Below are 25876 nucleotides of genomic sequence, written 5' to 3' on the forward strand. Positions count from 1 at the left end.
GTCTCCGACCTCTCCCGCAAGCGGGAGAGGCAATCCGATAACGTCCGTGGATTTGTGAACCAGCCATTCTCGAGAATAGAGACGAGGGAGAACCACGTGACCGCCACCCCGATCCGGGTCGACCTGAACGGCCCCGCCCGCCCGTGGAAGCGCTTCTGGCGCAGCACCGGCTTCTCGCCGGCGGAGCTGCTGCTGGAGCCGGAGATGCAGCAGGCCCTGGCCCATCTCGGCGCCGTGCCGAACCGCGGCATCGAGTATCTGCGGGTCCACTACATGCTCGACCTGGTGAAGGCGGAGCGGCTCGGCGCCTATGACTGGACCCTGCTGGACCAGGCGCTGGACGCCATTGTCAGCCACCGGCTGCGGCCGTTCTTCGAGCTGATGGGCAACCCCGGCAAACTCTTCACCGACCTCAACCAGGATGCGCAGGTGCGGCACTGGCGCGACCTGGTCGAGGCCCTGGCGCGGCGCTGCGTCGAGCGTTACGGCGCGGAGGAGGTTCGCACCTGGTATTTCGAGACCTGGAACGAGCCGGACATCTGGTGGAAGCTGGGCGGCGAGACCGGCTTCAACAACTACTACGACGCCTGCTCGGAAGGGCTGAAGGCGGTCGACCCGGCGCTGCGCCTGGGCGGGCCGGGCGTGGCGCGGCGGGTGCCGCCGATCTTCCGCAGCTTCCTGGCCCATTGCGACACCGGCACCAACTGGTTCACCGGCGAGACCGGGGTGCGGCTCGACTTCATCTCGGTGCATGAGAAGGGGGCGGTGAAGCATCCGGAGGACCTGACCCCGGACACGGTCGGGATCTGCCGGCACGAGATGGAGGCGGTGAGCTATATCCGCGAGCACCATCCGCGCTTCGCAAGCCTGCCCTTCATCAACGATGAATGCGACCCGCAGATCGGATGGGAGCACTATCACAGCTGGCACGCCATGCCGTATTTCGCCGGGCTGATCGCCAAGGTGATCGACCAGCACCAGCGGCTGCTGGTCGAGGCCGAGGGCGTCGACTACGACATCCTCAGCAACGACAACGGCTTCCTCGGCCGCTGGGGCCAGCGCACACACCTGGCCTTCTTCGGCGCCCGCCAGTTCGACGCGGCGCAGCGCGACTGGGTCACCGACCTGGCGGCGCTGGCGGACCGTCGCGCCAACCCGGAGCCCTTCGACTACGTCAAGAAGCCGGGGCTGACGGTGATGGAGCTGCTGGCCCTGCTCGGCGACCGCCGGGTCGATGCGCCGGGCGCGCTGGACCCCGACCGCACCGGGCTCGGCGTGATGGCCACACCGACGGCCGACGGCGCCACGGTGCTGCTGTACAACAGCGTCGACCGGATCTGGCGGTCGGGCACCAGCCCGGTGAAGCTGGAGGTCGCGGGCCTCACCCCCGGCCGCTACACGCTGGGCCTGTTCGAGATCGCGCAGGACAAGGGCGACCCGTTCTCGGTCTGGGAAGCCCAGGCCGCCGCCACCGCGACCCATGCCGACCAGCTGGTGGCGCTGAGCACGCCGAATGCCGGGCAGCTGACGGCGATGCGCCAGGCGCAGGAGCCGGCGCTGACCGTGCGCGAGGTCGAGGTCGGTGCCGACGGCCGGCTGGCGCTCCACCTCGACCTGCTGCTGCCCTCGGTGGCGCTGGTCGTGCTGGTGCGGGACGGGGCCGCGCAAGCGGACGCCTCGGCGTCCGCGCCGGCGTCGAACCTCCGGGTGCGGCGCGACCGCGGCCTGAACGGCCCCAACCAGCTGCTGTTCTGGGACCCGCCGGCCGGCGGCGTTCAGCTCTTCGACGTGCTGTGGAGCGCTTCGGAGGCGGGGCCGTTCGAGCCGGTCAACCCGGTCCGGTTGCTGTCCAGCATGTATCTCCACGCCGTCGAGCGGCCGGGCGGCTTCTACCGCATCCGCACCACCGACCTGGCGGGCCGGGAGCTCTCGGTCTCGGCGACGGTGGCGGCGGGCTGACCGGCGAGGCTCGGTCGCTCAACTGCTGTCGGGCGGGTCGTCGTCATCGAGCGGAATGTCGAGGTCGTTCTCGATGTCGAAGCCGAGGGAGCGGCAGAGGCGGATCACGACGGTGCCGAAGCTTTCGGTGTCGAGCAGCGTCTCGACATCGGGCTCCCGCAGCCGGACAGCCAGCCCGGCCCGGATGTCGGCGGCCACGGCCGGCGCCGCGTGGACGTCGATGGCGTGGTCGATGCAGGCGGTGACCGCGGCCCGGCGGCGGGTGTGCTCGGCCCGGATCTCGTCCGGGCTGCCGTCCGGCCGGCCCGGACGCGGCCGGCTGACACGATGCGGCGCCCGGCGGCTCCACTTTTCGGCCAAGCCGAGGCCGCAGACGAGCCCGGCCACGACCGAGCCGACCGGGCGGTCCTCAACCGGATCCTCCTGGTCGCCATAGAGGTCGGCAAACGCCTGGGAGACCTGCAGGTCGAGGGCGGCGGCGCGGCCGCGATCCTCGACATCGCCCCAGACCAGATGGTCGATCTGGGTCACGACCTGCTGGCGACGGCGGCGGCGGCGGCGGGCGCGGCGCGCCTCGCCGCCGCCGTCGCGGACGCTCAGGTCCCGCACGGCGCGGGCGCGCTGGGCCAGGGTCTGGCGCACCAGATGGGCGTAGCGGGCGAAGGCGAGACCAGGATCCGGAGCCGCAGCCTGGGGCTCGGCCTCAGCCTCTGCCGCCTCGGCGGCAAGGGCGCGTGCACCAGCGGCCTCGGCCAGTTGCATGCCGATCTCGGTGTAGCGCGCCAAAAAACTTGGATCGCCACGCAACAAATTGTGACCCGCATCGCAGCTGGCAAAGGGACGCAATTTGGAGCCGCGAAATGGCTTGAGGACCTGATACCATCCGACTGCACCGATTGGGGCATCGGCTGGTGCGTCCTCCCACTTAGCCGCCGGGGTGCAGTGCGGTCTGTCGCGGCACCTCCTCGCGTCGCCTCACCTGGGATGGAACAAGAGCGAAAGGCCCCGAAGGAAGAAGTTTGGCTCGGGGGAGAATATGAACAACGACGATTTGTGGGCGAAGCTGGGGTCTGTGGCCTACGATGTACCTGGCGGCGCAGATTTTTTTATCAAGCGTCCGCTTTTGGCTCATTATACTACAATTTCGAGTTTGGAGAAGATTCTATCTGGAGATGAATTGTGGTTTTCTAACCCTCTATTCATGAATGATTTGGAAGAAGTTAAGTATGGGATCATTGAAGGGACAAAACTGTGCAGAGAATCAGATGCGTTAAAGAGGGCATTTGATAATGCGAGCGTCTACAACAAATTTTTAGATTCGCTGGATCACTATTTCGCCGAATTTCACACGAAGCACGCGTTTGATATATACGTTTTTTCCCTTTCGGAGCACAGCAAAACAAACAACGATGGGCTCCTATCCATGTGGCGCGGATATGGGGCGAATGGAAACGGAGCAGCCCTTATCTTCGATGCCTCAAATATGACGGAGATAGAGCATAGTCCATTGAAGCTGTCAAAAGTCATTTATGGAACTGGAAATAGTAGACTTAGATGGTCTAAAAAGGCGATACCAATATTTGCAAAAATCATCAGTGAATGTCAAATTACAGAAGATCAGGCATACGTCGCAGCGTATGCTATATTTTACCATATTAAAATATTTGCACTCTATACGAAGCATTCTGGATTTAAGGAAGAAAGAGAATGGAGGATTACTTACTTTAATGAAATGGATGCTGAAAATAAATTGACCAATATGCTTAGTTATCATATCGGCAATAGGGGAGTTGAGCCGAAGCTCAAACTAAAACTTGCACCAATGGAAGGAATAATCGCGCCAGAAGCTACTATAGACAATCTAGTACGCAAAATAATCCTTGGACCAACAATTTCCTCTGCCCTGTCAATACGATCAATAAAGAGAATGCTTGAGTCGATCGGAAAAACACATCTGTGCGATCGAGTTGTTGCATCTCAGATCCCGTTCCGAGCGACTTGACGTGCATAATCTCGGAGGCGCGGCGCGAAGGAACCGCGCCTCCGTTTCGATTCACCTGTTCAAGATCCGCGGGCCGCCGTCGACCCGTCCTTAAACCTTGTGAATCATCAACTCACCGACGCAACCGCGAGCGTTGCCATTGGTCGACCAGGCAGTCGCAACCGCCTCGACTCTCGCCCATTCGAACAAAGCGCGGATCTCGGCGGTATCGTTGATCGAGAGAAGCCATTGCCCCTTCAACCCACGCAACGCCCCAGCCAATCGAGGAAATTCCTCGCCCGACCAGGTCGAACCGTAATAGGTCTCACGCTCACCAACCCACGCCAATTGTGGACTCTCACCGGAATTCCTAGACTCCACTGTCTCAGTCCAGAGGTGCAGTCCACCGTAATTCCCAATAATGTGATCGAAAGTCTCGTGAGATTTATTTCTCATGATCCTGCCAATGTGCTGGCGGCAGATTGCCCGCAGCGATTGTCCTCCGAATGCTCACTGCTTCGGACGCCATGTTGCTTTTCTTCGAAATATGCAATTATAGCAACGGCGAATGATCCTCGGGAGGGGGATCATGATCCAGTCAGCGCGCGGCGCATTCGATCTTCTGCTCAGAGCGGTCCTTCTTGCCGTCCTTGCGACGGCTTTCGCCGGCCTCGGGCCGCGCGGCCCGGCGCTCGCCGCGAAAGACGACATCTGGACGCTGCAGGACATCAGGATCAACACCGAGAGGCTCTACCGCAGCGTGACCGTCATCAGCAAACGCCTGGACGGCAAGGGCGGCTTCCTCGAGTTCCAACTGAGCGGCGACGACCAGTTGTCCAGCTGTCCGGGGGGCTCGGAGCAGGTGCGCTTCAGCTGGGATTTTTTCGGAGACGTTTCGCAGCTGCCGGAAGGATCCGACGTGCAGCTGGGCTTGCACGGCGAACGTCTGCACATCACGCCACCCTGCGGCGGGGCGATCGCCGCGGACGCCAGAACGACCGCCATCGGCAGCAAGGGCGGCAGCCCGGCCGTGTCCGAAGAGCAGATGAAGATCACGGATGGGGACCGGTTCTATACCGGTCCCGACACGATAGACACCCGCTTTGCCTTCGGCGCCGACGACGGCGGTGCCCGCACGAGCACGACGCGGATCATCCGCCTCGACGTCTACGATCACAACAATACTCGCCCATATGCGTATTTCGTTCTTCAGTTCGGCTTCCGCGGTGCCGGGATGCTGCAGGTCATCTATCTCTACAAGGGCGGAACCGACACGCCCTTCAAACCGCCTGTGGTGACCGGCGACGGCGCCTGCGGCTTTACGCTCGGCTCCGGCATCCTCGCCAAATGGCAGGAATTCGGGGGAGAGACCGGAATCCTCGGCTGCGCGACCGGCAACGAGGACGAGGCAGGCCGTTCGCCATCCGGCACGACCGGGCGCTATGGGACGTTCACGGGCGGCGTCATCATCTGGCACCGCGACGGGCCCCTGGCCGGCAGATCCTTCGCAGTGCATGGCTGCATCGGCGCGACCTATCAGGGCTTGGGCGGAACCGGCTCCTGGCTCGGTTTGCCGGTCAGCGACGAGATCGACGTTGCGGGTGGTCGCCGCGGCGACTTCGAGGGCGGTTACATCCTGTGGAACCCGGCGACCGGCGGGTGCACCGCGCACCGTGACGGCAGCGTCGAATTCACGCTTGAACCGAACACCAATCGCCCCGGTCTGGACTTCAGGGATTTCGACCTGATCCAGGAGATCCCGGAACTGTGCCGCGATGCCTGCGCGGCGGACAACATGTGCGTCGCCTACACCTATGTCAGGGGCGGGGTGCAAGGCCCCAAAGCCCGGTGCTGGCTCAAATCCGCCGCCCCGGCTCCGGTCGCCCACGACTGCTGCGTGTCGGGCGTCAGGCGTTAACACGCTGCTCCGAGCGGGTCATCGTCGCGCCGCTGGTCCGTCAGCCATTTCCGACGAAATCGCCGCCGAGATAGGCGAACTTCTGCCGCAGTTGGATAAGGTCGCGCTCGAACTGCTCCAGGGGATAGTCGATCTCGGGCGCAACGCTGGCGTCGGGCTGGTCGGGCAGGGCCGGGTCGATCCGCCGGATCGGGTCGATCATGGTGTCCGCCTTGGTGACGACGTCCGGGGCCTGCCTCGCGCCCTCGTCGGCCTGGAGCTGCTGGACGGCGAAACGGATGTTCCACCGCTCGCGCGAGGTCATCTTGTGGCCGGCCTGCCAGCGCTGCAGCCACTGCTCGAGCTGGCCCAGCGCATAGCGCAGCTCGCCGTCTCGGTCGGTGCCGGGCATCGCCTCTCTCCCCTTCGGTCGCCCGAGGGACATGGCGGCGGCCGGGCCTTCCGGCAAGGGCGCTAGGCGTGCCCGACGGGCCGGCCTCCGTGCCAGCTCAGATACTCGTATTTCGGTCGCAGCAGCTCCATGTCGCGCTCGAACTCCGGCAGGGTGTAGTCGACCGCGGCAGCATCGCCCGCCTCGATCAGGGCGGAATGCTCCGGGTCCGCGGCGGCCAGCAGGTTGGCGATCTCCTCATGCGCCGAGGGCTCGGCGTCGTCATGGACCTCGCCCTCGTCGATGTGCAGCTCGCCGACCGCCCGCTTGATCGCGGCCAGCTGGAGCCCGTTCGGGGCCTGCCCCGCGAGCCATCGCACCCGCCAGGCTTCCAGCTGGGTCATCGCATAGCGCAGCTCGTCGTCGCGTTCGTTGGCGGGCATGAGTCGGGCTCCCGGCTGTGGCCCGATGGTGATGCGCGCCTTCGGCCGAGGGGGCAAGATCTGCCGCCTCGCATTGCCGATGACAACGTTGTCTTGACAGAGTCTTGCCGGCCCGTCTCTCTATGCGCGGGATGAAGTCGTCAACGCACCGGCCCGCGACGGTCCGGATCAAACAGGGAGAGGATGATGACGAAGACTCTGGCGCGCCGCGCCGTCGGCAGTGCCGTTCTCGCGATCGCGGCCCTGGTCGCCGCCACCGGCGCGGCCGATGCCGCCGCCAATTGCATCAAGGGCGACCGCAAGCCGCCCTTCACCGTCGGCTGGGCCAACATCTATTCCGTGCCGACCTGGATGAAGCAGACCGAGGGCACCATCAGCACGATGGTGGACGAGTTGAAGGGCAAGGGGCTGGTCGACAAGCTGGTCATCACCGACGCCCAGGGCAACGCCAACACCCAGATCCAGCAGGTCCAGTCGATGATCGACGCCGATGTCGACGCGATCATCCTGATCGCCGGCTCGGCCACGGCGCTGGACCGTGTGGTCGCCGACGCCTGCGCCAAGGGCATCGCGGTGATCAACTTCGACAGCCTGGTGCAGACCGACAAGGTGACGGCCAAGCTCAACACCGACTCAGCAGACTGGGGCCGCCAGGCGGCCGAGTGGCTGGTCAAGCAGATCGGCGGCAAGGGCAAGATCATCGTGCTGAACGGCCCGGCCGGCATCTCGGTCAGCGATGACCGCCGCAAGGGCGCGACGCCGGTGCTGGCCGCCAATCCGGGGGTCGAGGTGCTGGCCGAGACCAACACCGACTACAACGTCGCCCCGGCGCAGGAGGCGGTGACCAGCCTGCTGTTCGCCAACCCGGAGATCGACGGCATCCTGTCGCTGGGCGGCGCGCTGTCGGCCGGCGCGATCCTGGCGATGGACAGGCAGGGCCGCGCCTTCGTGCCGACCACCGGCGAGAACTACCGCCAGTTCCTCGAGCTGTGGAAGCAGCACGAGATGAAGGGCTGGGCGACGATGCAGCCGAACTGGCTGGGCGCGCTGGCGGTCTACACCGCGGTGCAGGCGCTTTCGGGCAAGGACGTGCCGGCCTTCGTCAAAGTGCCGCTGCCGGTGATCGACGACGCCAGCATCGATGGCTATCTGGCGCGGGCCGACAAGTTCCCGGCCGATGGCTACATCTTCTCGGAATACGACACGGCGCTGTTCGACACGCTGCTGGCGGCGAAGTGAGCCTGGGGGGCGGGGGCGGCGCCGTGACGGCGTCGCCCATCCTGGCTGCCGAGGGCGTGTCCAAGGCCTTCTTCGGCAATCCGGTGCTGCGCAACGTCTCGATCGCGCTGCATCCCGGCCGGGTCCATGCCCTCTTGGGCGAGAACGGGGCCGGCAAGTCGACCCTGATCAACATCCTGTCCGGGGCGCTGCGGCCGGATGGCGGGTCGCTGACGGTCGATGGCCGCGGCGCCAGCCACCTGACGCCGCGCGAGGCTCAGCGTGCTGGCATCGCCGTGGTGCAGCAGGAGCTGAGCCTGGCGCCGCATCTGTCGATCGCCGAGAATATCGGCCTCGGCGCCTATCCGCGGCGGCTCGGGCTGATCGACTACGGCGCGCTGGTGGCGCGGGCCCGGGCGGCCTGCGACCTGGTCGGGCTGGACGAGCCGCTGGACCTGCCGGTCGACGCCCTGTCGCTCGGCCGCCGGCAGATGGTCGAGATCGCCAAGGCGCTGTACCGGAAGCCGCGGGTGCTGATCCTGGACGAGCCGACCTCGTCGCTGTCGGCGCATGAGGCGCAGACCCTGGCCCGGCTGGTGCGGCGGCTGCGCGACGAGGGCGTGGCCATCCTCTACATCTCGCACCGGCTGAACGAGGTGCTGGACCTCTGCGATTACGCCACCGTGCTGAAGGACGGCAGCCGCACCGCCGACCGGCCGCTGGCCGGCGTCGACCCGGAAGGGCTGGTGCGGCTGATGGTCGGGCGCGACCCGGGCGACCTGTTCCCGGCCTGGCAGCCCGCCGCCCAGGAGGAGGCGGCGATCGAGATCCGGGGATTCCGCGCCGGGGCCGCGCGGGAGGTCGATCTGACCGTGCGCTATGGCGAGGTGGTCGGCATCGGCGGGCTGGTCGGGCAGGGGCTGGAGGACCTGCTGCTCGGCCTCGTCGGCGCCCTGCCGGCGGCGGCCGCTGCCGCGCGCATCGCCGGCGCCGAGCGGCCCTTCGGCAAGGTGACCGAGGCGACGGCGGCCGGCCTGGCGTATGTGCCGGCCGACCGCAAGAAGGAGGGGCTGCTGCTGCCGCACAGCATCGCCTTCAACCTGATGCTGCCGACGCTGGCGCGGCCTTCGCGTGGCTTGCGTGACCGGGCGGGGGAGGCGGCGACGGTGGCCGACCTCGCCAAGCGCCTGACCATCAAGGGCGACACGGCGCGGCCGGTGCAGGCGCTGTCCGGCGGCAACCAGCAGAAGGTGGCGCTGGCCAAGTGGCTGCCGCTGGCGCCGCGCGTGCTGCTGCTGAACGACCCGACGCGCGGCGTCGATGTCGAGACCAAGCGGGAGATCTACGTCATGCTGCGGGCGCTGGCGGCGCAGGGCAAGGCGATCGTGCTGCTCAGCTCCGACACGCCCGAGCTGGTCCATCTCTGCGACCGGGTGGCGGTGATGTTCGCCGGCCGCACCGTGGCGACGCTGGAGCGGCCGGGGATCAGCGAGGAGGCGATCGTCGGCGCCGCCATGGGCGTCGCCGCGCCGGGGCTGGCGGCATGAGCACCGCACTCTATCGGGCGATCCAGGGCCGCCGGCACCAGGGGTTGCGCGGGCTGTACCTGATCGTGGCGCTGTTCCTGGTGCTGTATGTCGCGCTGTTCCCGGGGCTGGTCAGCGTCGAGGGCGTCGCCAAATTCACCCAGAACTGGTTCCCACTGGCGCTGGTGGCGATGGCCCAGGCGATGATCATGCTGACCGGCGGCATCAACCTCGCGGTCGGCGCCATGGTCAGCCTCGGCGCCGTGGTCGCCGCCACCAGCTTCGACGGGCTGCTCGGCGTGCCCGGCGGCGTGCTGGCCGTGGCCGCGATCGGGCTCGCGGTCGGGGCCGGGGCCGGCGCGATCGTGGCGCTGTTCCGGCTGCCGGCGATCATCGTCACCCTGGCCGGGTCCTTCATCCTCGGCGGCGCGGCGCTGCTGGTGCTGCCGCGGCCGGGTGGCGACGTGCCGGACTGGCTGTCGGATCTTCTCGCGGGCAACCAGCCGGTGGCGCTGCTGCTGCTGGTGCTGCTGGCGATCGGCTGGAAGCTGTATCTGGCGACGCCGATCGGCATCGGCCTTTACGCCGCCGGCGACAACCCGGTCGGCGCCTACCGCTCCGGCGTGCCGGTCGACCTCGCCAAGATCGTAGCCTATGCGGTCAGCTTCATGCTGGCGGCGCTGGCCGGGCTGTTCGTGGCGGCGCAGACGGGATCGGGCGACCCGGTGATCGGCACGCCCTTCACCCTGAACTCGATCGCCGCGGCGGTGCTGGGCGGGGTCGGCTTCCTCGGCGGGGCCGGCACCATGCGCGGCGCCATCGCCGGCAGCCTGCTGCTCAGCGTCATGATCAACGTCATGTTCTTCCTGGGCTTTCCGCCCGTGGCGCAATACATCGCCCAGGGGCTGATCATCGTCGGCGCCGTGGCGCTGCCGCAGATCCGCTGGAGGCGGGCATGAGCGCACTCGCGACCAGGCTGCCCGCCATCCTGCGGCACAAGGTGGTGCTGGCCTGGCTGGTGGTGGCCGCGGTGTGGATCGCCGCCAGCCTGCTGACCCGCGGCTTCGGCGCCTATGGCCATCTGCGCTACCTGCTGGAGCTGGCGGCCGTGATCGGCCTGGTCGCCGCCGGGCAGACGCTGGTGGTGATCGGCGGCGGCATCGACCTCGCGGTCGGCGCGGTGATCACGGTGACGGCGATCCTGCTGCCGCTGCTGTCGGTGGCCTGGGACCCGACCGGCCTTGTCGGGGTGGCGGCGACGCTGCTGGTCGCGGCCGGCATCGGTTTCCTCAACGGGCTCGGCATCGCCGCTCTCCGGGTGCCCCCGCTGATCATGACGCTGGCGATGGCGACGCTGCTGCAGGGCCTCTTGGTGATCGTCGCCGGCGGCAGCGCCATCACCGTGCGCAACCCGGTGGTGGAATGGCTCGGCTCGGCCCGCCCGGCCGGGGTGCCGGTCGGCATCCTGCTGTGGCTCGTGGTCTCGGCCGGGGTGCTGGTGCTGCTGCACCGCACCGCGGCGGGCGCCCGGATCTTCGCCCTCGGCACCAGCCCGCTGGCGGCGCGGCTGTCCGGCGTCGATATCGGGCGGACGACGGTGCTGCTCTACACCCTCAGCGGGCTGATGGCGGGCATCGCCGGGGTGCTGGTGCTGGGCATGAACCGGCAGGGCTATGTCGGCATCGGCGACCCGTACCTGCTGACCTCGATCGCCGCGGTGGTGCTGGGCGGCACCTCGATCCTGGGCGGGCGCGGCACCTATGCCGGCACCATCCCGGGGGCGATCCTGCTGGTCACCATCACCGCGCTGATCACCGTGGTGAACGCCTCGCCCGGCTGGCGCAGCATCCTGTTCGGCGGGCTGATCCTGGGGCTCTTGCTGCTGTCGGGCAGAGAGGCTCGGCGCTAGCATTCGGTCAGGATCTGCGCTCTCCGATCGACTGGATTTCCGCCGCAATCGGGTGCGAGGAGACAGTCATCAGAGGATGAGGAGCAGCGACATGTCGCGGGCCATTGTCTCCGCCGATGATCTTCCCAAGGCTCCAGCCTTTTACAGTCATGCGGTCACATGCGCGGGACTGGTGTTCGTCTCAGGGACGGCCGCCTACGACGCGGCGACGGGCAAGATCGTCGGCGAGACGATACAGGAGCAGACGGCGCAAGCCCTGCGGAACATCTTAGCCATTCTGAAAGCCGCCGGAACCACGCTCGACAAGGCTGTCAGCGCCACCGTCATCCTCGCCGATGAGGACGACTTCCCAGGCATGAACGAAGAATGGGTGAGGTGGTTTCCGACCGACCCGCCGGCACGACAGGGAGCCAAGCTCCCTGTCCGCATCCCCGGGCTCAAGGTCTCGATCGCAATGATCGCCGAGGCGTAGCGACCTTCAAGACATATCAAAGGCGATACAGCCGGCGGGCGTTGTCGTGGAACAGGGCCCGCTGCTCGGCCGGGGTCAGGTCCGCGGTGAACGCCTTGAAGCCGTCCCAGACCTGGTCGAACGAGGCATGCAGCCCGGCCACCGGGAAGTCGCTGGCGAAGAGCGACCGGCCGGGGCCGAAGGCGTCCAGGCAGGCCAGCACCACGTCGCGCAGGCTGTCCGGCGTCCAGTCATGGTCATAGGCCACGAGGTCGGAGATCTTGAGATGGACGTTCGGCTCGCGGCCCAGTGCCGCCAGGCCGGCGCGCCAGCGGGCCATCCCCTCCGGGTCGCGGTCGGCCGGGCTGCCGCAATGGTTCAGGATGAAGACCTGGCCGGGAAAGTCGCGCACCAGCCGCAGCGCATCCGCCATCTGGCCCGGATAGATCATCAGGTCGAAGCTCAGGCCATGCCCGGCCAGCAGGGCCAGGCCGCGGCGCCAGGCCGGGTCGTCCATCCGGTCCGGCCGGGCGACGAAGCTGCGCGCCGGGTCGGGGTGCCAGCTCAGGATGTCGCGGATGCCGACGACGCAGGGAAAGGCCGCCTGGCGCTCGAGCAGCGCCGCCGCGTCCGGTGACTCGAGCGGGACATGGGCGACGTAACGGCTGGCGATGCCGTCCGCCTTGTCCAGCGTCTCCAGCCACTCGGTCTCGGCCACCGGATCGGCGGGGTCCCAGCTGGCCTCGATATGCACGGTCGCGACCACCGGCTGGTTGCGCGCATCGGCCCGGTAGTCGGCCGGCAGATAGTTGCGGCGCAACGGCGCGTTGTCGCCGAACACCATCTCTCCCCGTGCCGGGCGCAGCCAGGGATGGCGGTCCATCGAGAGGTCCCAGAGATGATGGTGCGCGTCGACGATCGGGCCGTCATAGGGCTGGGTCACGCAAGCTCTCCCGCAGGATGTCCGTCCTGTGCCGGATCGATGACAACGTTGTCTTGACAGATAGCCTGCCGCTGCCGTTTAAGGAAGACCAAGGACAGGGAAGGGGAGCGGCGCGATCATGGCCGACGGGATCATCGTGCGGGAAGCGGAGATGCTGCATGACGGCATCCGGGGCGTGCCCCCGGGCGCCGGGCCGATCCCGCTGGACGCGGTGGCGGCGCAGGGCTGGCACCCGGCCGAGGGCACCATGTCGCTGCCGGTGCTGACCCTGGACGAGGACGCCTTCGCCGGCAACCGGGCGCTGATGCTGCGCTATGCGGCGGAGCAGGGGGCGGCGATCGCGCCGCATTCCAAGACGCCGATGGCGCCGGCGCTGGCGGCCTCGCTGGTCGCGGCCGGGGCCTGGGGCACCACGGTGGCCGACATCCGCCAGGCCGCGGTGATGCTGCGCGCCGGGCTGAACCGGCTGATCCTGGCCAACCAGGTCGGCGGCCCGGGCGGCGCCCGCCGCCTGGCCCGGCTGCACGAGGCCTATCCCCGGGCCGAGATCTACGCCTTCGTCGATTCCCCCGAGGCCGTTTCGGCGCTCGACGCCGCCTGGCGCGAGGCGCGGCTGGCGCCGCTGCCGGTGGTGGTCGAGGTCGGGGCCGGCCGCGCCGGCGCCCGCGACCTGGCGGCGGCGGAGCGGGTGATCGCCGCGGTCCAGGCCAGCGAGGGCCGGCTGCGCCTGGCCGGGGTCGGCGCCTATGAGGGCGCGGCGGCGACGGCGGATGCGGAGCGGACGCGGACGGCGATCGCCGACCTCGCCGCGCTGGCGGCGGAGACCTTCGGTAAGGTCCGCGCCGCCGCGGGGCCGCAGGCGCCGCTGATCCTGACCGCCGGCGGCTCGGTGTATTTCGACCTGGTCGTGCGGCATCTCGGCCCGGTGGCCGCCGCCGACGGCAAGGCCCGGCTGGTGCTGCGCAGCGGCGCGATCTTCTTCCACGACCATGGCCTCTACCGGCGCGGCCTGGCGGCGCTCGACGCCCGCCAGGGCTTCCGCCTGGGCGGCGAGGCGGCGAGCGCGTCGGACGGGTTCCGCCCGGCGCTGCGGATCTGGGCCGAGGTGCTGTCGCGCCCGGCGCCGGGCCTGGCCATCTGCGGCATGGGCATGCGCGACGTCTCCTCCGACCAGGACCTGCCGACGCCGCTGCGGCTGCACCGCGACGGCCGCCCGCTGGCCGCCTTCGCTCGTTCGGAGGAGGCGCGGGTGATGAAGCTGAACGACCAGCACTGCTTCCTGGCGCTCGGCGCCGGCAGCCCGGTCGCGGTCGGCGACGTGATCGAGTTCGGCATCTCCCACCCCTGCACCTGCCTCGACCGCTGGCGCGTGATCTGGGGCATCGACGGCCAGGGCCGCGTCCAGGCCGCCTATCCCACCTGCTTCGGCTGAGATGCACACCGGCCTGTTCCACACCATCGATTTCGCCGCCGACGGCAAGGTCCTGGACCATCTGGGAATACCCTTCTCGGTCGACCGGTCGCCCTATTTCCACGTCAAGGTCCCGGTCGCGCGGATCAGGAACGGCGACGGCCCGAGCGTGCTGCTGCTGGCCGGCAACCATGGCGACGAATACGAGGGCGAGTTCGCTTTGGCCCGGCTGATCCGCCGGCTGGACCCGGCGCGGATGCGCGGCGCGGTGACCATCCTGCCGATGGCCAACGCGCCGGCGGTGCGGGCGTCGAAGCGCTGCTCGCCGCTCGACGGCGGCAACCTCAACCGCGCCTTCCCGGGCGACCCGGACGGCACCCCGACCCAGCGCATCGCCGATTTCCTCGAGCACGAGCTGTTCCCGCGCCACGATTTGGTGTTCGACCTGCATTCCGGCGGCACCTCGATGGCGCATCTGCCCTGCGCCCTGATCGAGCGCCATGCCGAGCCGGCGCGGCAGGAGCGGGCGGTGGCGCTGATGCGTGCGCTCGGCCTGCCCTATGGTTTCATCGCCGACAACGGGCCGGCGGCGCCGACCTCGATGGGCGCCGCGGCGCGGGCCGGAATCATCGGTTTGTCCGGCGAGTTCGGCGGCGGCGGCACGGTGACGCCGGCGACGATGCGCGGCGCCTCGGCCGCGATCGACGCGCTGCTGCTGGCGCTCGGCGTGATCGACGCGCCGCTGCTCGGCCCGGCGCCGGCGGCGGGGGCGATGCGGCTGCTGTCGCTGGCCCGGCACAGCCAGGCGATCTACGCCACGGCACCCGGCTGGTTCGAGCCGGCGGTCGAGGTCGGCGCCGAGGTCGCGGTCGGCGACCTGGCCGGCTGGGTCCATGATCTCGACCGGCTGGAGGTGGCGGAGGCGCCGCTGCGCTTCGCCGAGGCCGGCGTGGTGATCTCGCACCGGTTGCACAGCCGGTGCGAACCGGGCGACTGTCTGATCCAGGTGGCCGAGATGCTGGACGCCGGCCGGTGACCGGCGCGCGGCGCGGGCCGACGGAGGGGAACGGATGACGGAATCGGAGAAGCGGCCGCCCCGCATCGACGAGGTCGCGCGCATCGCCGGGGTGTCGCCGATCACCGTGTCCCGCGCGCTGCGCCAGCCGGAGAAGGTGGCGGAGGACAAGCGCCGCCGGATCCAGGCGGCGATCGAGCAGACCGGCTACGCGCCGAACCAGGACGCCATCCGCCTGCGCTCCGGCGGCCGGCCGGCGGCGGTATCATCTCCGTCGACGCTGGTCGCCGCCTTCGTCTCCAACATCGCCAACCCGCAATTCTCCCGCGCCGTGCGGGCCTGCGCCGAGGTGCTGGAGCCGGCGGGCTACCGGCTGATGATGGGCGAGACCGCCTATTCCTATGCGCGGGAGACGGCGATGATCCGGTCGCTGCGCGACCTGCGGCCGGCCGCGGTGCTGTTCACCGGCGTGATCGAGCTGGAGGAGAACCGCGAGGCGCTGCGCTCGCTCGGCGTGCCGGTGATGGAGACCTGGGCCTATCCGCAGGACCCGATCGACATGCTGGTCGGCTTCTCCAACTTCGACGGCGGGCGGCTGGTCGGCGAGCATTTCGGCGAGCGCGGCTATCGCCGCGTCGCCTATGTCGGCCGCGGCGGCGGCCGCGGCGTGCTGCGGCTGCAGGGCTTCAAGGAAGGCCTGGCCAAGCACGGCCTGCGCCCGGCGGCGGAGCTCTCGGTCGAGGGCCCGGCCGGCCTGGCCGAGGGGCGCCAGGCGATGGCCGCGCTGCTGGCGCAGGGCGAGCCGCTCGACGCGGCGTTCTTCGGCAACGACCTGCTGGCGGTCGGCGCCCTGTTCGAGGCGCGGCGCCGCGGCCTCGCCGTGCCGGGCGACCTGGCGGTGGCCGGCTTCGGCGACATCGAGCTGGCGGAGGCGCTGGAGCCGGGGCTGACCACGGTGCGCATCGACAGCGACGACATCGGCCGCCGCGCCGGCCGCCTGCTGCTGACCCGCCTCGGCGGGGAGAGGCCGGAGCGTGGGATCGAGCTGGTGGAGCTCAGCCTGGTGGTGCGGGCGAGCGGGTAGGGGGCGGCGGGGAGGGAGCGTCCGGAAACGGTGCTGGCGCGGCGGTCTGAGGGCGGTTTCTCCCGCTCGGCGCCGTCGAAACCATCAGGGCGAGCGCCTGCAAGATCGTCGACTTGTCACCGTCGGCAGCGCCCGGAATGACATTCAGGCGTGGGGCGGCGATCATGTCGGGGCCGAACACCGCGGAAGCCGCTGATTTCAAGTTTTCGTATCGTCGGCGCCCGTGTTCCCCGCTTTTCGGACGTCACTTGTCTTCTTGCCCTGGCGCGGTCATGCCGCTGTCCGTCCCAACTGCCTGCAGAGCCTGAGCCGCGAACTCGGGTACGATCCGGGCCAGTCGCTCGAGCAACTCCCTGATCGTCAACGACGGCCGACGATAGGCCGAGACCTGTACGCTGAGTGCGCCAAGCAGTTCGTCCGGCTTGGCCCTCAGCAGCTCGCAGAGGAATTGATCTGGCCGCATTGCGACGACCCCGGACGGAAGGACCGCAAAATCTCGGATGTTCGACGTCACCACAAGCTTGGCGCCTATCGCGCTTGCCGCCGCAACCACATGCCGGTCCTTCGGGTGGTTCGGCATCTCGGACTCGATGTCCTCCCACCCGGCGACGCTGGCGTCCGGAAAGGCCTCTTCCATTGCCTCGCGGAGCGCACCGGCTTTGCTCGGCACCATTCCATAGTCCTCGACCAGGTTGCGGGTCACCTCGTCCAGAATGCGATCCGACCAGTGGACGCGGAAGCAGCCAGCGGCAGCCGCGCGCAGCAGCGTGTCGCGCAACACCATCGGAAAGAGCACATCCGCGTCGAGGATGGCGATCAGCATCTAGGGCTCTTCTTTCTTCCTTCGGCGCGCTCCAGGTGCCTTTCCCCTTGCGGGCGACTTCCCCTTCGAGGGCTTCGTTTCTTCGGCATCCTCGCCTTTCAGGGCGGCGACCAGAGCCTTGTGCTCATCGAGCACGTCGTTTGCGCCGACGTCCATCGCCCGTTCGAGGAAGGCGCTGACGGTTGCGTCCTGGAGGGTGAGGGGGTGGTTGCAGCAGTTGCGTTTATAGCGTTTGAGCGCCATATTGCCGACATGACAGCTTCAGTTCGCTCTTCATCCGGCAAAGAGCCGCCTCGCTCCTCGACGACCATTTCGACGCCCGAGCGGACGGCGGCTGCGCGAATCGTCTCGCTGCTTTCGTCAGCGCCGGCAAAAGGTCGCGGCCTGGTCGAAGTCGTTGGCGCCGAAGGGCAGCGGGTCGAGGTCCCCACAGCACTGGCCGAGATCATGTATCGCGCCGCCGAGCTTATCGCCGAAGGTCATCCCGTCGCGGTCATGTCCGACGAGGAGATTCTATCGACCCAGGAGGCCGCCGACCTTCTGAATATGTCCCGTCAATATCTTGTCCGGCTGGTCGACGCCGGCGAACTGCCAGCGCGAAAAGTCGGGAGCCATAGGCGGCTGCGGTTGGTCGACGTCCTGACCTTCAAAGCACGACGCGATGCCAAGCGCGCATCAGCGTTGGATCGCCTGGCGGCGCTCAGCGAAGACGTGGGCGGCTATGAACTTGATGACAAATCCCAGTGAACCCGAGCCGAGATGCCGCTGAAAGCCGAAAGCCGCTGACAACTTCCCAACCGACATCCTCCGTTTGAGGGATGACGGGATCGCTGCGGCGGCACTATCGTACAGTCCTTTTCTGCCAAGGCCGAGATGGGCGGCGTTTCCGTCGCCGGGACATTACCGTCCCAGCCAGGCTCGGCCGGATATGCGCGCGATTGATCGAAGTCGTTTCATTGTCCTGTTTCATGGAGGCATTGATGGCTAAGGCCCCTACGATCCCGAACCCACCGGTATGGACCGCGCCCAGCGCGCCGGCTCAGGTCGGTGGCGTCCCATTTGCTCCGACCACGTCAGGAACGGTGTATTGGCCGATCCGCACGAAAGACCCGCGTGGCCGGGAGGTCAACTACGAAGAGCCCGACGGCGACGTCGTCACGAGCAATGCATCCAGGCGGTTCATGGCGTCGCGCCAAAACGGAGCACGGCATCATGCTGGCGTAGACTTGTGGGGCAATGCCAGCGACATCATCCTCGCCTGCGAAGGCGGAAAGATCGTCAATTTCTATCATTTCTACAAAGGGACATATGCACTGCTGGTCGCGTGCGACAGTGGGATCGTGATCAACTACGGTGAGGTCGCACAGGACTCCCTGATCCAGTTCGGCCTGAATGTCGGTTCCAAGGTGAAAGCCGGCGACAAGATCGGCCGCGTGGGTCTCATGACCAGCGGCAGTCACATGTGTCATTTCGAGACCTACACCTCCGGAACCATCCTGAATTCGAGCTGGAGGGCGGACAAGCCGCGCCCGCCGAGCCTGCTGAACCCCACCCAGTATCTGATCGATCTGGCCGCCAGGGGCTCGTAAGGAGGGGCTGTCATTCCGCCAGGATCAACAGCCTGGACGCCTGGCCGGCCTTCGGGGTCTGGGGCTCAAGGCCGGCTTGCCGCGTAGTCGCGCAGCACCCGCCCCAGCCCCTCCAGATCCCCGCGCAGCGCCTCGAACCCCGCGGTCCGCTCCCGGCTCTCCTCGTCCATGTACAGCCGGCGGTTGATCTCGATCTGCAGGCTGTGGCGGCCGCGCTCCGGGGCGGAATAGGCCGAGACCAGCTCGGCGCCGCGGAACGGCACGTTGAGCGCGACCGAATAGCTGAGGCCGCGCAAGGTCTCGGCGGCCAGCTGCACGAAGCCGGGCTCGCAGCTGGCGCCGTCATAGTCGCCGAGCACGAAGTCCGGCCGCACCGTGCCGGCCGGGTCGGGCGACAGCGCATGGCCGACGGCCGGCATCGAGTGGCAGTTGATGTGGTAGACCCGGCCGAAGGCGCCGTGCACCGCGTCGAGCAGGCCGCGCAGCCGGTCGTGATAGGGCCGCCAGTAGCGCTCGATCCGGGCCTCGACCTCGGCCACCGCCAGGCGCCGGTCATACATCGCCGCGTCGCCCCAGGCATAGCGCCAGATCAGCCCCATGCCGCGCCGGGTCGAGCCGCTGTCGCGCACCGGATGCGGCCAGTCGCCCTCGACCAGTTCGGGATCGACGTCGAGCAGCGACCGGTTCACGTCGAGGAAGCTGCGCGGGAAATGGGCGAGGAGGAAGGGCGCGCCGAGGTCCGGGATGAAGTCGAACAGCGCGTCGACATGGGTGTCGGAGGCGAGGCGCACCAGCTCGGGCGACACCGCCGGCCGGAAATCGGCGGGCAGCGCCAGGCCGCTGTGCGGGCTGTCGAACACCATCGGGCTCGGGAGCCCTCGGGGCGGGACGATGGAGAGGACGCCGTCGATCGCGACGGCCTCGATGCGGAGGGCGGGCTGGGTCATCGTGGCTCGGTCAGCGGGCGGCGGCGGAGGCCTGGGAGGTGGGGTAGGTGGTGTCGGCCATGCCGGTGAAGCCGCCGCCCTCGCGGGCGATGGCCGAGGGCGAGGCGAAGGGGCGGGGATAGACCGCGCGCTGGGCCGGGCGGATCGTGCCCAGCGGCTCCAGCGCGGCGACGCACTCCGCCGGCAGGTCGATGTCGACGGTGATCCCGGCGGCCGGCCCGGCATTGATGCGCGGCGTGTTCAGCGCCTCCTCGACGCCCATCCCGGCATGCAGCAGCATCGCCGTGATCTGCGCCAGCGCCGGCACGATCTGGTTGCCGCCGGAGGCGCCGAGCACGGCGAGCGGGCCGTCGGCGTCGGTGATCGCCACCGGGCACATGTTGTTCGGGCCGAAGGCGCCCGGCCGCAGGCTGTTCGCCCGGCCGGGCCGCGGGTCGAACCAGGACATGCCGTTGTTCAGCAGCACGCCGGTCGCCGGCGACAGCACCCGGGCGCCGAAGCGGTTCAGCAGGGTGAAGGTCAGCGCCACCATGCGGCCGTCGCGGTCGGCGGCGTTGAGCTGGGTGGTGCTGGAGGTGGTGCTCAGCTCGGCCGGGATCAGCCGGGCGCGGTGGGCGGCGAAGGCGTCGCGCAGCGCCGCCGTCATCGCGGTGTAGAAGCCGGGGTCGAGCGGGCCGGCGCCGCGCTGGGCGTCGAACCGGCGGAGCGCGTCGTGCAGCCGGCGGCCGCCGCTGCTGTCGCCGGCGACATGGACCTGCCGGCCGGCGATCCCGGCCGCGGAGGCCGTGTAGACGCTCGGTTGGTAGGCGGCGAGGTCCTCGGCGGTGATGAAGCTGCCGCCGCGGCGCAGGTCGTCGGCCAGGCGCTCGGCGGTCCGGCCGGTGTAGAAATCCTCCGGCCCGGCCTCGGCCAGCCGCTCCAGCGTCGCAGCCAGCACCGGCAGCGGCAGCACGGTGTCCGGCTCCGGCACCGTGTCGCCGGGCATCAGCACGGCGCGGGCGCCATCGTCGCGCCGCAGGTCGGATTCGGCCATGGCGATGGCCAGGGTGGCGTGCCAGTCGACCGTCATGCCCTGGCGGGCGCGTTCGATCGCCGGGGCCAGGGCCCGGTCGAAGCCGATGGTGCCGAAGCGCCGCAGCGCCTCGGCCAGGCCGCGGACGCAGCCGGGCACCACCGCCGCGCTGTAGCCGCGCACATTCGCCTGGTTCGCCGAGGCCGGCATGCCGAGGAAGGTGGTCGACCCTTCCGGGTCCGGCCGGTAGGCCTCGGGGTCGAAGCGCAGCGGCGCGCGGCCGGTGAACTCCACCACCTCCACCCTTCCGTCGGGCTCGGCGACCATCAGATAGCCGCAGGCGCCGAGGCCGCTCATCCAGGGCTCGACCGTCTGCAGCACCAGGGCGCCGGTGACCGCGGCGTCGACGGCGTTGCCGCCGGCCTCCAGCACCGCGGCGCCGGCCTCGGCCGCGGCGTAGTGCTGGGACGTGACGACGCCGTGCGGCCCCGCGGCCGCCGGCTTGCTCAACTGCCAGCGCTCGACCCGGGCGGCGGCGAAGCGGGGATCAGCCATGGTTGGCCCCCTGGTCGGCGGCGACCAGGCGGCTGGCGCCGGAGAGGTCGCCCAGCGTCTGCCCGGCCTGGGCGCGGGCCTGCCGCTCGGCGATGCGGGCCTCGCGGATGATCGCCTCGTCGGCCGCCGCCTCGGCCTCGCCGGGCGGCAGGATCAGCACACCGGTGGCGTCGGCCAGGACGGCGTCGCCCGGCAGCACCGGGACGTTGCCGCAGGAAACCGGCAGGTTCAGCCCCCCGCCCAGATCGTTCAGCCGGGTGGTGATGGCGGAGGCGCCGCGGCACCAGACCGGCAGCCCGGCCTCGCGGATCTCCTCCGGGTCGGTGCAGGGGCCGTCCAGCACCACGGCCACGGCGCCGGCCCGCAGCGCCGCCCGGGCGACGCCGCCGCCGAGGCAGGCGTGGCGGTCGTCGCCCAGCCGGTCGATCACCAGCACGTCGCCCGGCCGCAGCAGGCCGATCGCGTGGTGCAGCAGGGTCGAATCCGTGCCCGGGATCGCGACCGTGACGGCGGTGCCGACCAGCGTCCCGCGCACCGGCTGCAGTGGCGCGATGCTGCGGTGCACGAAGCCGCGATGGCGGAAATGGCCGATCGTGGCGATCTCGACCCGGGCCAGCTTCTCGGCCAGGGCCGGGGCGATCTGCGGCGGCACGGCGCCGATCTCATACTTTCTCATGCAGCTTCGCTCCTTCCGGCCCGGAATCCTCCCGGCCCCAGTCGCGGCCGGGCACGGCCGACAGCAGCTCGCGGGTGTAGGCCTCGCGCGGCGCGCCGAAGAGGGCGGCGGGCTCGCCCTCCTCGACGATGCGGCCCTGGCGCATCACGGCGATGCGGTCGCAGATCCGGCTGGCCACGCGCAGGTCGTGGGTGATGAACAGCATGGCGAAGCCGAGCCGCTGCTGCATTTCGGCCAGCAGATCCAGGATCTGGGCCTGGACCGAGACGTCGAGCGCCGAGACGGATTCGTCGGCGATCAGCAGGTCCGGCTCGATCGCCAGTGCCCGGGCGATGCAGATGCGCTGGCGCTGGCCGCCGGAGAATTCATGCGGGAACCGGCCGGCCGCCTCGGCGTCGAGGCCGACGGCCTGCAACAGCTTCAGCGCCCGGTCCCGCGCGCCGTCCCGGTCGAGGCCGTGGATCACCGGCCCCTCGGCGAGGGCGGCGCCGACGCTTTGCCGCGGGTCGAGCGCGCTGTAGGGATCCTGGAACACGATCTGCACCCGCCGCCGCGCCGCCCGCAGCGCCTTGCCCCTGAGGGCGGAGAAGGAGCCGCCCGGCAGCACGATGTCGCCGTGTTCGGGCTCGATCAGCCGGATGATGCATTGCGCCAAAGTGGATTTGCCGGAGCCGGATTCGCCGACCAGCCCCAGCGTCTCACCGCGGCGGATCTCGACATCGACCCCGTCCACCGCCTTGACGCTGCGGCCGCCGCCGAACAGCCCGGATTTGCGGAAGGTCTTGGCGATGCCTTTGGCCGAGACGACGACCGGGCCCAGCCCCGGCCGGGCGCGGCGCGGCTCCAGCTTCGGCACCGCGGCCAGCAGGTCGCGGGTGTAGGCCGCCTCCGGCCGGCGCAGCACGCGGTCGCGCGGGCCTTCCTCGACCAGCCTGCCGTTCTGCATCACCGCGACCCGGTCGGCGATCTCGGCGACCACGCCGAAATCATGGGTGATGAACAGGATGCCGGTGCCGTGCCGCTGCCGCAGGTCCAGCATCAGCCGCAGGATCTGCGCCTGGGTGGTGACGTCGAGCGCGGTGGTCGGCTCGTCGGCGATCAGGATGGCGGGGTCCAGCGCCAGCGCCGTCGCGATCATCACGCGCTGGCACTGCCCGCCGGACAGCTGGTGCGGATAGCTGTGATACAGCTGCTCCGGGTCGGGCAGGCGGACCTCGCGGAACAGCGCCAGCACGCGCTCCCGGATCTCGGCGGCCGACAGCTTGGTGTGCAGCCGGAAGGTCTCGGCCACCTGGTCGCCGACCCGGTAGATCGGGTTCAGCGCGGCGCTCGGCTCCTGGAAGATCATGGCGATGCGGCGGCCGGCCAGGTCGCGCCGCTCGCGCTCGGCCAGGGCCAGCAGGTCGCGGCCCTCGAAGATCACGCGGCCGCTCGGTGCCGGCAGGTTGGCCGGCAGCAGCCCCATCACCGCCAGCGCCGTCATCGACTTGCCGGAGCCGGATTCACCGACGACGCAGAGGATCTCGCCGCGGCCGAGCGTCAGCGACAGGTTGGCGACGGCATCCGGCCGCTCCGCCGCCGGCGGCAGCGGCACGCGCAGATCCTCGATGGCGAGCAGCGGCGTCATGTCGGCGCCGTCTCGACCCGGCGCGGGTCGCAACGGCGGAAATGGGCGACGAAGCGGGCGGTGAATCCGACGATATGCTCGACCACCCGGGCGCCGATGGCCGCATCGGCCAGGGTCGGGTCGCCGCCCAGCATGCCGTCCGGGTTGACCTCGGTGACGTCGAGCGGCATTTGCACCGGCAGCCCCTCGAAGCTGACTGCGGCGACGCCGTCGGTCGGCAGGCCGAAGGCCTGGGACGGCGTCGCCGGGCGCACCAGGTCGGGCCGCATCAGCTCGGGGAACAGGTGCAGATAGACCGAGGTCAGCGGATCGCCGCCATGGCCGCGGGCCCGGCCGGCGTTCTCGCCGTGCAACTCGCGCCACAGCTCCGGCGGGATCAGCCGCCAGATGTTCAGCGCCGCCACCGCCACGCCGCGCTCGCGCCGCAGGCGGCGCAGCGTCTGGTCGATCAAGGGCGCGTTCGAGCTGTGGCCGTTGAACACGACCAGATGCTCGACGCCATGGTCGAGGAAGGCGGTCACCGTGTCCTCCAGCACGGCCGAGAAGGTCTCGGCGCGCAGCTGGATGCCGCCCGGCACGGTGCGGAAGAAATCGGCATAGCCGAAGGGGACGGTGGGGGCGGCGATCGCGTCCGCCGCCTCCGCCGCCAGCACCGACAGCCGCTCGGTCAGCATGTAGTCGCCCATCGGGGCGTGCGGGCCCTGCTCCTCCTGGCTGCCGAAGGGCAGCAGGATGACCGGGCGCTCGGCCAGACGTTCGCGGAACTCCACGAAGGTCATGTCCTTCAGGGCGTGCTTGCGCAGCGGCATCGGTCTCAACCCAGCTTCAGGTAGCCGCCATACAGGCGCATGTCGCTGTCGCCGATCGGCGTCCACTGGATGTCGCCGCGATGCGCCCAGTTGTAGACGCTCTTCCACAGATAGAAGCCCGGCGTGACCCGCTGCCATTCCTCCGACAGGGCGAGATAGGCCGCCTTGCGCTTCTCGAACTCGATCTCCTTTTCGAAGGCGCGGCCGAGCTCGACGAATTTCTCGGTCGGCGTCCACGACTTCCAGCTCGCGGTCGAGCGGGTCGCGGTCGGGCCCCAGTCCAGCCACAGCGGCTGGTACGGGTCGCCCGGGATGAAGTCCGAGCTCATCGACATGTTCATCAGGTGATAGGGGCGGCGATAGACCAGCTCGAAATTGTCCAGCACCTGGGCCTCGACATTGACGCCGATCTCGCGCCACTGCTCGACCATCACCTCGGCCGCGGCCTCGTAGTTCGGATAGAACTGGCGGGTGATGTGCCACAGCAGCTTCTGGCCGTCATAGCTGGTCTCCTTGACCAGGGCCTTGGCCCGCTCCGGGTCGTAGGGCAGCTTCGGCTTCAGCTCCGGGTCGTAGAACTTGCCGTATTCCGTGAAGTTGAACGGCACCGCCGGGTGGTAGGTGGACTCGCCGAACAGGGCCGTGACGATCTCGTCCATGTTGACGCCCTGGACCATGGCATAGCGCAGCTTCGGGTCGACCAGCGGATTGTCCGGCGGGTCGGGCAGGGTGTTGAAGGCGAAGGCCGGGTAGTTCTCGACCTGGCGCCGGACCAGCTTGACCTCGGGATAGCCCGCCAGCGTCGGCTCCTGGTCGGTCGGGATGTTGACGATGAAGTCGAACTCCTTCGACACCAGCCCGGCCAGGCGCGCCGCGAATTCCGGCACGATCTTCCACACCAGTTGCCGCGCCGGCGGCGGGTCGCCCCAATAGCCGGCGAAGGCGTCGAGCACCATCACCTCGCCGGAGCGGAAGGTGGTGACCTTGTAGGGCCCGGTGCCGATCGGCGCCTGGCCGAAGCGGTCGACGCCGACCTCGAGATAGTACTTCTTCGGCACCACCAGGCCGATATTGCCGGTCAGCTTGCCCGGGACGTTCGGGTCGGGCGTGGCGGTCTCGATCTCGATGGTGTGGGGGCCGGTGGCCTCCACCCGCTTGAAGCCGGCGGTGAAGGTCTTGCCGCGCGGCTCGAACGGCTTCGGGCCCCACAGCCGGTCGGCGCCGAGGGTGAAGGCGACGTCCTCGGCCGTCATGTCCGTGCCGTCGTGGAACTTGACGCCCTGGCGCAGCTCGATGGTCCAGACCGTGCCGTTCCGCTCCCACTTCGTCGCCAGCTTCGGCTGCAGCGCCAGGCCGTTCGGGTCGGAGAGGTAGTCGCGCTCGATCAGCGCCTCGTAGAAGTTGGGGAAGATCCGGTTCGAGGTGGTGCTGAGGCCGTTGATCGGCGACATCGTCTGCCACAAATTGTCCACCGCGATGGTCAGCACCGGCCGGTCCGCCGCCCGCCCGTATCGCAGCGGCGTCGCCAACGAGACCGCGCCGGCGCCGAGCGCCAGCTTGCCGAAACCGCGTCTTGTGAACATCGAAGCCTCCTTTGTTTGTTTGGTTCG

At 69.1% G+C, this 25876-nt stretch carries 24 protein-coding genes; 13 read left to right on the forward strand and 11 right to left on the reverse strand.

What is annotated here, in order from left to right:
• Window positions 1–96 precede the first annotated feature (96 nt).
• Window positions 97–1959, forward strand: coding sequence for a GH39 family glycosyl hydrolase (locus ACTOWL_RS01440; protein WP_441319402.1), 1863 nt, complete (start codon window positions 97–99; stop codon window positions 1957–1959).
• Window positions 1960–1977: 18 nt separating this feature from the next.
• Here ACTOWL_RS01440 and ACTOWL_RS01445 read toward each other — a convergent pair whose 3' ends face one another.
• A complete protein-coding gene (locus ACTOWL_RS01445; RefSeq protein ID WP_441319403.1) occupies window positions 1978–2721 on the reverse strand; it encodes a hypothetical protein in 744 nt (247 codons plus the stop codon).
• A gap of 274 nt (window positions 2722–2995) precedes the next feature.
• Here ACTOWL_RS01445 and ACTOWL_RS01450 point away from each other — a divergent pair, with 274 nt between their 5' ends.
• Both ACTOWL_RS01450 and ACTOWL_RS01455 read left to right on the forward strand, forming a co-directional pair.
• Complete coding sequence (locus ACTOWL_RS01450) at window positions 2996–3961, forward strand: DUF2971 domain-containing protein (protein ID WP_441319404.1); 966 nt, start codon at window positions 2996–2998, stop codon at window positions 3959–3961.
• 568 nt (window positions 3962–4529) lie between these two features.
• Window positions 4530–5858, forward strand: coding sequence for a PAN domain-containing protein (locus tag ACTOWL_RS01455; RefSeq protein ID WP_441319405.1), 1329 nt, complete (start codon window positions 4530–4532; stop codon window positions 5856–5858).
• 40 nt (window positions 5859–5898) lie between these two features.
• Here ACTOWL_RS01455 and ACTOWL_RS01460 read toward each other — a convergent pair whose 3' ends face one another.
• Together ACTOWL_RS01460 and ACTOWL_RS01465 are read right to left on the reverse strand one after the other, a co-directional pair.
• Complete coding sequence (locus tag ACTOWL_RS01460; protein ID WP_441319406.1) at window positions 5899–6249, reverse strand: hypothetical protein; 351 nt, start codon at window positions 6247–6249, stop codon at window positions 5899–5901.
• Window positions 6250–6311: 62 nt separating this feature from the next.
• Window positions 6312–6671: a hypothetical protein gene (locus tag ACTOWL_RS01465; RefSeq protein ID WP_441319407.1), complete on the reverse strand. Its 360-nt coding sequence runs from the start codon at window positions 6669–6671 to the stop codon at window positions 6312–6314.
• Window positions 6672–6857: 186 nt separating this feature from the next.
• Between ACTOWL_RS01465 and ACTOWL_RS01470 the strand changes: the two genes are divergently transcribed.
• The 5 genes from ACTOWL_RS01470 to ACTOWL_RS01490 all read left to right on the forward strand — a co-directional run bounded on the left by ACTOWL_RS01470 (window position 6858) and on the right by ACTOWL_RS01490 (window position 11796).
• Window positions 6858–7910, forward strand: a complete 1053-nt coding sequence (locus tag ACTOWL_RS01470) for an ABC transporter substrate-binding protein (protein WP_441319408.1) — start codon at window positions 6858–6860, stop codon at window positions 7908–7910.
• A gap of 23 nt (window positions 7911–7933) precedes the next feature.
• Window positions 7934–9436: a sugar ABC transporter ATP-binding protein gene (locus tag ACTOWL_RS01475; RefSeq protein WP_441319409.1), complete on the forward strand. Its 1503-nt coding sequence runs from the start codon at window positions 7934–7936 to the stop codon at window positions 9434–9436.
• Window positions 9433–10374, forward strand: a complete 942-nt coding sequence (locus ACTOWL_RS01480; protein ID WP_441319410.1) for an ABC transporter permease — start codon at window positions 9433–9435, stop codon at window positions 10372–10374. The genes ACTOWL_RS01475 and ACTOWL_RS01480 overlap by 4 nt, the downstream gene beginning before the upstream one ends.
• Window positions 10371–11324 carry an ABC transporter permease gene (locus tag ACTOWL_RS01485; protein WP_441319411.1) on the forward strand — a complete coding sequence of 318 codons (954 nt, stop codon included), beginning with the start codon at window positions 10371–10373 and terminating at the stop codon, window positions 11322–11324. The genes ACTOWL_RS01480 and ACTOWL_RS01485 overlap by 4 nt, the downstream gene beginning before the upstream one ends.
• A gap of 91 nt (window positions 11325–11415) precedes the next feature.
• Window positions 11416–11796: a RidA family protein gene (locus ACTOWL_RS01490; protein ID WP_441319412.1), complete on the forward strand. Its 381-nt coding sequence runs from the start codon at window positions 11416–11418 to the stop codon at window positions 11794–11796.
• Between the two features lie 16 nt (window positions 11797–11812).
• On the opposite strand, the gene ACTOWL_RS01495 is transcribed toward ACTOWL_RS01490, so the two are convergent.
• Window positions 11813–12718: an amidohydrolase family protein gene (locus ACTOWL_RS01495; protein ID WP_441319413.1), complete on the reverse strand. Its 906-nt coding sequence runs from the start codon at window positions 12716–12718 to the stop codon at window positions 11813–11815.
• Between the two features lie 118 nt (window positions 12719–12836).
• Between ACTOWL_RS01495 and ACTOWL_RS01500 the strand changes: the two genes are divergently transcribed.
• Genes ACTOWL_RS01500 through ACTOWL_RS01510 form a run of 3 tightly spaced genes read left to right on the forward strand, consistent with a single transcriptional unit; the run spans window position 12837 to window position 16228 of the window.
• Window positions 12837–14150 (forward strand): alanine racemase, encoded by a 1314-nt coding sequence (locus ACTOWL_RS01500; RefSeq protein WP_441319414.1) that lies wholly within the window; start codon window positions 12837–12839, stop codon window positions 14148–14150.
• Window position 14151: 1 nt separating this feature from the next.
• Window positions 14152–15165: a succinylglutamate desuccinylase/aspartoacylase family protein gene (locus tag ACTOWL_RS01505; RefSeq protein ID WP_441319415.1), complete on the forward strand. Its 1014-nt coding sequence runs from the start codon at window positions 14152–14154 to the stop codon at window positions 15163–15165.
• 34 nt (window positions 15166–15199) lie between these two features.
• The gene (locus tag ACTOWL_RS01510; protein ID WP_441319416.1) at window positions 15200–16228 is read left to right on the forward strand and encodes a substrate-binding domain-containing protein; all 1029 of its coding nucleotides are present in this window, start codon (window positions 15200–15202) and stop codon (window positions 16226–16228) included.
• A 244-nt stretch (window positions 16229–16472) separates the two neighbouring features.
• Here ACTOWL_RS01510 and ACTOWL_RS01515 read toward each other — a convergent pair whose 3' ends face one another.
• On the reverse strand, window positions 16473–17051 hold the full coding sequence (locus ACTOWL_RS01515) for a PIN domain-containing protein (RefSeq protein WP_441319417.1): 579 nt from the start codon (window positions 17049–17051) through the stop codon (window positions 16473–16475).
• A 120-nt stretch (window positions 17052–17171) separates the two neighbouring features.
• On the opposite strand from ACTOWL_RS01515, the gene ACTOWL_RS01520 reads away from it, so the two are divergent.
• Both ACTOWL_RS01520 and ACTOWL_RS01525 read left to right on the forward strand, forming a co-directional pair.
• The gene (locus tag ACTOWL_RS01520; RefSeq protein WP_441319418.1) at window positions 17172–17798 is read left to right on the forward strand and encodes a helix-turn-helix domain-containing protein; all 627 of its coding nucleotides are present in this window, start codon (window positions 17172–17174) and stop codon (window positions 17796–17798) included.
• A 191-nt stretch (window positions 17799–17989) separates the two neighbouring features.
• Window positions 17990–18640: a M23 family metallopeptidase gene (locus ACTOWL_RS01525; protein WP_441319419.1), complete on the forward strand. Its 651-nt coding sequence runs from the start codon at window positions 17990–17992 to the stop codon at window positions 18638–18640.
• Window positions 18641–18705: 65 nt separating this feature from the next.
• On the opposite strand, the gene ACTOWL_RS01530 is transcribed toward ACTOWL_RS01525, so the two are convergent.
• Genes ACTOWL_RS01530 through ACTOWL_RS01555 form a run of 6 tightly spaced genes read right to left on the reverse strand, consistent with a single transcriptional unit; the run spans window position 18706 to window position 25849 of the window.
• Window positions 18706–19587 (reverse strand): N-formylglutamate amidohydrolase, encoded by an 882-nt coding sequence (locus tag ACTOWL_RS01530; protein ID WP_441319420.1) that lies wholly within the window; start codon window positions 19585–19587, stop codon window positions 18706–18708.
• 10 nt (window positions 19588–19597) lie between these two features.
• Window positions 19598–21154: a gamma-glutamyltransferase gene (locus ACTOWL_RS01535; RefSeq protein ID WP_441319421.1), complete on the reverse strand. Its 1557-nt coding sequence runs from the start codon at window positions 21152–21154 to the stop codon at window positions 19598–19600.
• Complete coding sequence (locus tag ACTOWL_RS01540; protein WP_441319422.1) at window positions 21147–21830, reverse strand: RraA family protein; 684 nt, start codon at window positions 21828–21830, stop codon at window positions 21147–21149. The genes ACTOWL_RS01535 and ACTOWL_RS01540 overlap by 8 nt, the downstream gene beginning before the upstream one ends.
• Window positions 21817–23457: an ABC transporter ATP-binding protein gene (locus tag ACTOWL_RS01545; protein WP_441319423.1), complete on the reverse strand. Its 1641-nt coding sequence runs from the start codon at window positions 23455–23457 to the stop codon at window positions 21817–21819. The genes ACTOWL_RS01540 and ACTOWL_RS01545 overlap by 14 nt, the downstream gene beginning before the upstream one ends.
• Complete coding sequence (locus ACTOWL_RS01550; protein ID WP_441319424.1) at window positions 23454–24266, reverse strand: creatininase family protein; 813 nt, start codon at window positions 24264–24266, stop codon at window positions 23454–23456. Before ACTOWL_RS01550 ends, ACTOWL_RS01545 begins: the two co-directional genes overlap by 4 nt.
• Window positions 24267–24271: 5 nt before the next feature.
• A complete protein-coding gene (locus ACTOWL_RS01555; RefSeq protein ID WP_441319425.1) occupies window positions 24272–25849 on the reverse strand; it encodes an ABC transporter substrate-binding protein in 1578 nt (525 codons plus the stop codon).
• Between the last annotated feature and the right edge of the window lie 27 nt (window positions 25850–25876).

Source organism: Inquilinus sp. CA228, assembly GCF_052078665.1.
In the GTDB taxonomy this organism is placed as follows: domain Bacteria; phylum Pseudomonadota; class Alphaproteobacteria; order DSM-16000; family Inquilinaceae; genus Inquilinus.

Bases quoted from the DNA above. Each gene is read 5' to 3' on its own strand.
- ACTOWL_RS01445 (WP_441319403.1), bottom strand. From the start codon at position 2,721: ATGCAACTGGCCGAGGCCGCTGGTGCACGCGCCCTTGCCGCCGAGGCG.
- ACTOWL_RS01450 (WP_441319404.1), top strand. From the start codon at position 2,996: ATGAACAACGACGATTTGTGGGCGAAGCTGGGGTCTGTGGCCTACGAT.
- ACTOWL_RS01455 (WP_441319405.1), top strand. From the start codon at position 4,530: ATGATCCAGTCAGCGCGCGGCGCATTCGATCTTCTGCTCAGAGCGGTC.
- ACTOWL_RS01460 (WP_441319406.1), bottom strand. From the start codon at position 6,249: ATGCCCGGCACCGACCGAGACGGCGAGCTGCGCTATGCGCTGGGCCAG.
- ACTOWL_RS01465 (WP_441319407.1), bottom strand. From the start codon at position 6,671: ATGCCCGCCAACGAACGCGACGACGAGCTGCGCTATGCGATGACCCAG.
- ACTOWL_RS01470 (WP_441319408.1), top strand. From the start codon at position 6,858: ATGACGAAGACTCTGGCGCGCCGCGCCGTCGGCAGTGCCGTTCTCGCG.
- ACTOWL_RS01480 (WP_441319410.1), top strand. From the start codon at position 9,433: ATGAGCACCGCACTCTATCGGGCGATCCAGGGCCGCCGGCACCAGGGG.
- ACTOWL_RS01485 (WP_441319411.1), top strand. From the start codon at position 10,371: ATGAGCGCACTCGCGACCAGGCTGCCCGCCATCCTGCGGCACAAGGTG.
- ACTOWL_RS01490 (WP_441319412.1), top strand. From the start codon at position 11,416: ATGTCGCGGGCCATTGTCTCCGCCGATGATCTTCCCAAGGCTCCAGCC.
- ACTOWL_RS01500 (WP_441319414.1), top strand. From the start codon at position 12,837: ATGGCCGACGGGATCATCGTGCGGGAAGCGGAGATGCTGCATGACGGC.
- ACTOWL_RS01505 (WP_441319415.1), top strand. From the start codon at position 14,152: ATGCACACCGGCCTGTTCCACACCATCGATTTCGCCGCCGACGGCAAG.
- ACTOWL_RS01510 (WP_441319416.1), top strand. From the start codon at position 15,200: ATGACGGAATCGGAGAAGCGGCCGCCCCGCATCGACGAGGTCGCGCGC.
- ACTOWL_RS01515 (WP_441319417.1), bottom strand. From the start codon at position 17,051: ATGCTGATCGCCATCCTCGACGCGGATGTGCTCTTTCCGATGGTGTTG.
- ACTOWL_RS01530 (WP_441319420.1), bottom strand. From the start codon at position 19,587: ATGACCCAGCCCGCCCTCCGCATCGAGGCCGTCGCGATCGACGGCGTC.
- ACTOWL_RS01535 (WP_441319421.1), bottom strand. From the start codon at position 21,154: ATGGCTGATCCCCGCTTCGCCGCCGCCCGGGTCGAGCGCTGGCAGTTG.
- ACTOWL_RS01540 (WP_441319422.1), bottom strand. From the start codon at position 21,830: ATGAGAAAGTATGAGATCGGCGCCGTGCCGCCGCAGATCGCCCCGGCC.
- ACTOWL_RS01545 (WP_441319423.1), bottom strand. From the start codon at position 23,457: ATGACGCCGCTGCTCGCCATCGAGGATCTGCGCGTGCCGCTGCCGCCG.
- ACTOWL_RS01550 (WP_441319424.1), bottom strand. From the start codon at position 24,266: ATGCCGCTGCGCAAGCACGCCCTGAAGGACATGACCTTCGTGGAGTTC.
- ACTOWL_RS01555 (WP_441319425.1), bottom strand. From the start codon at position 25,849: ATGTTCACAAGACGCGGTTTCGGCAAGCTGGCGCTCGGCGCCGGCGCG.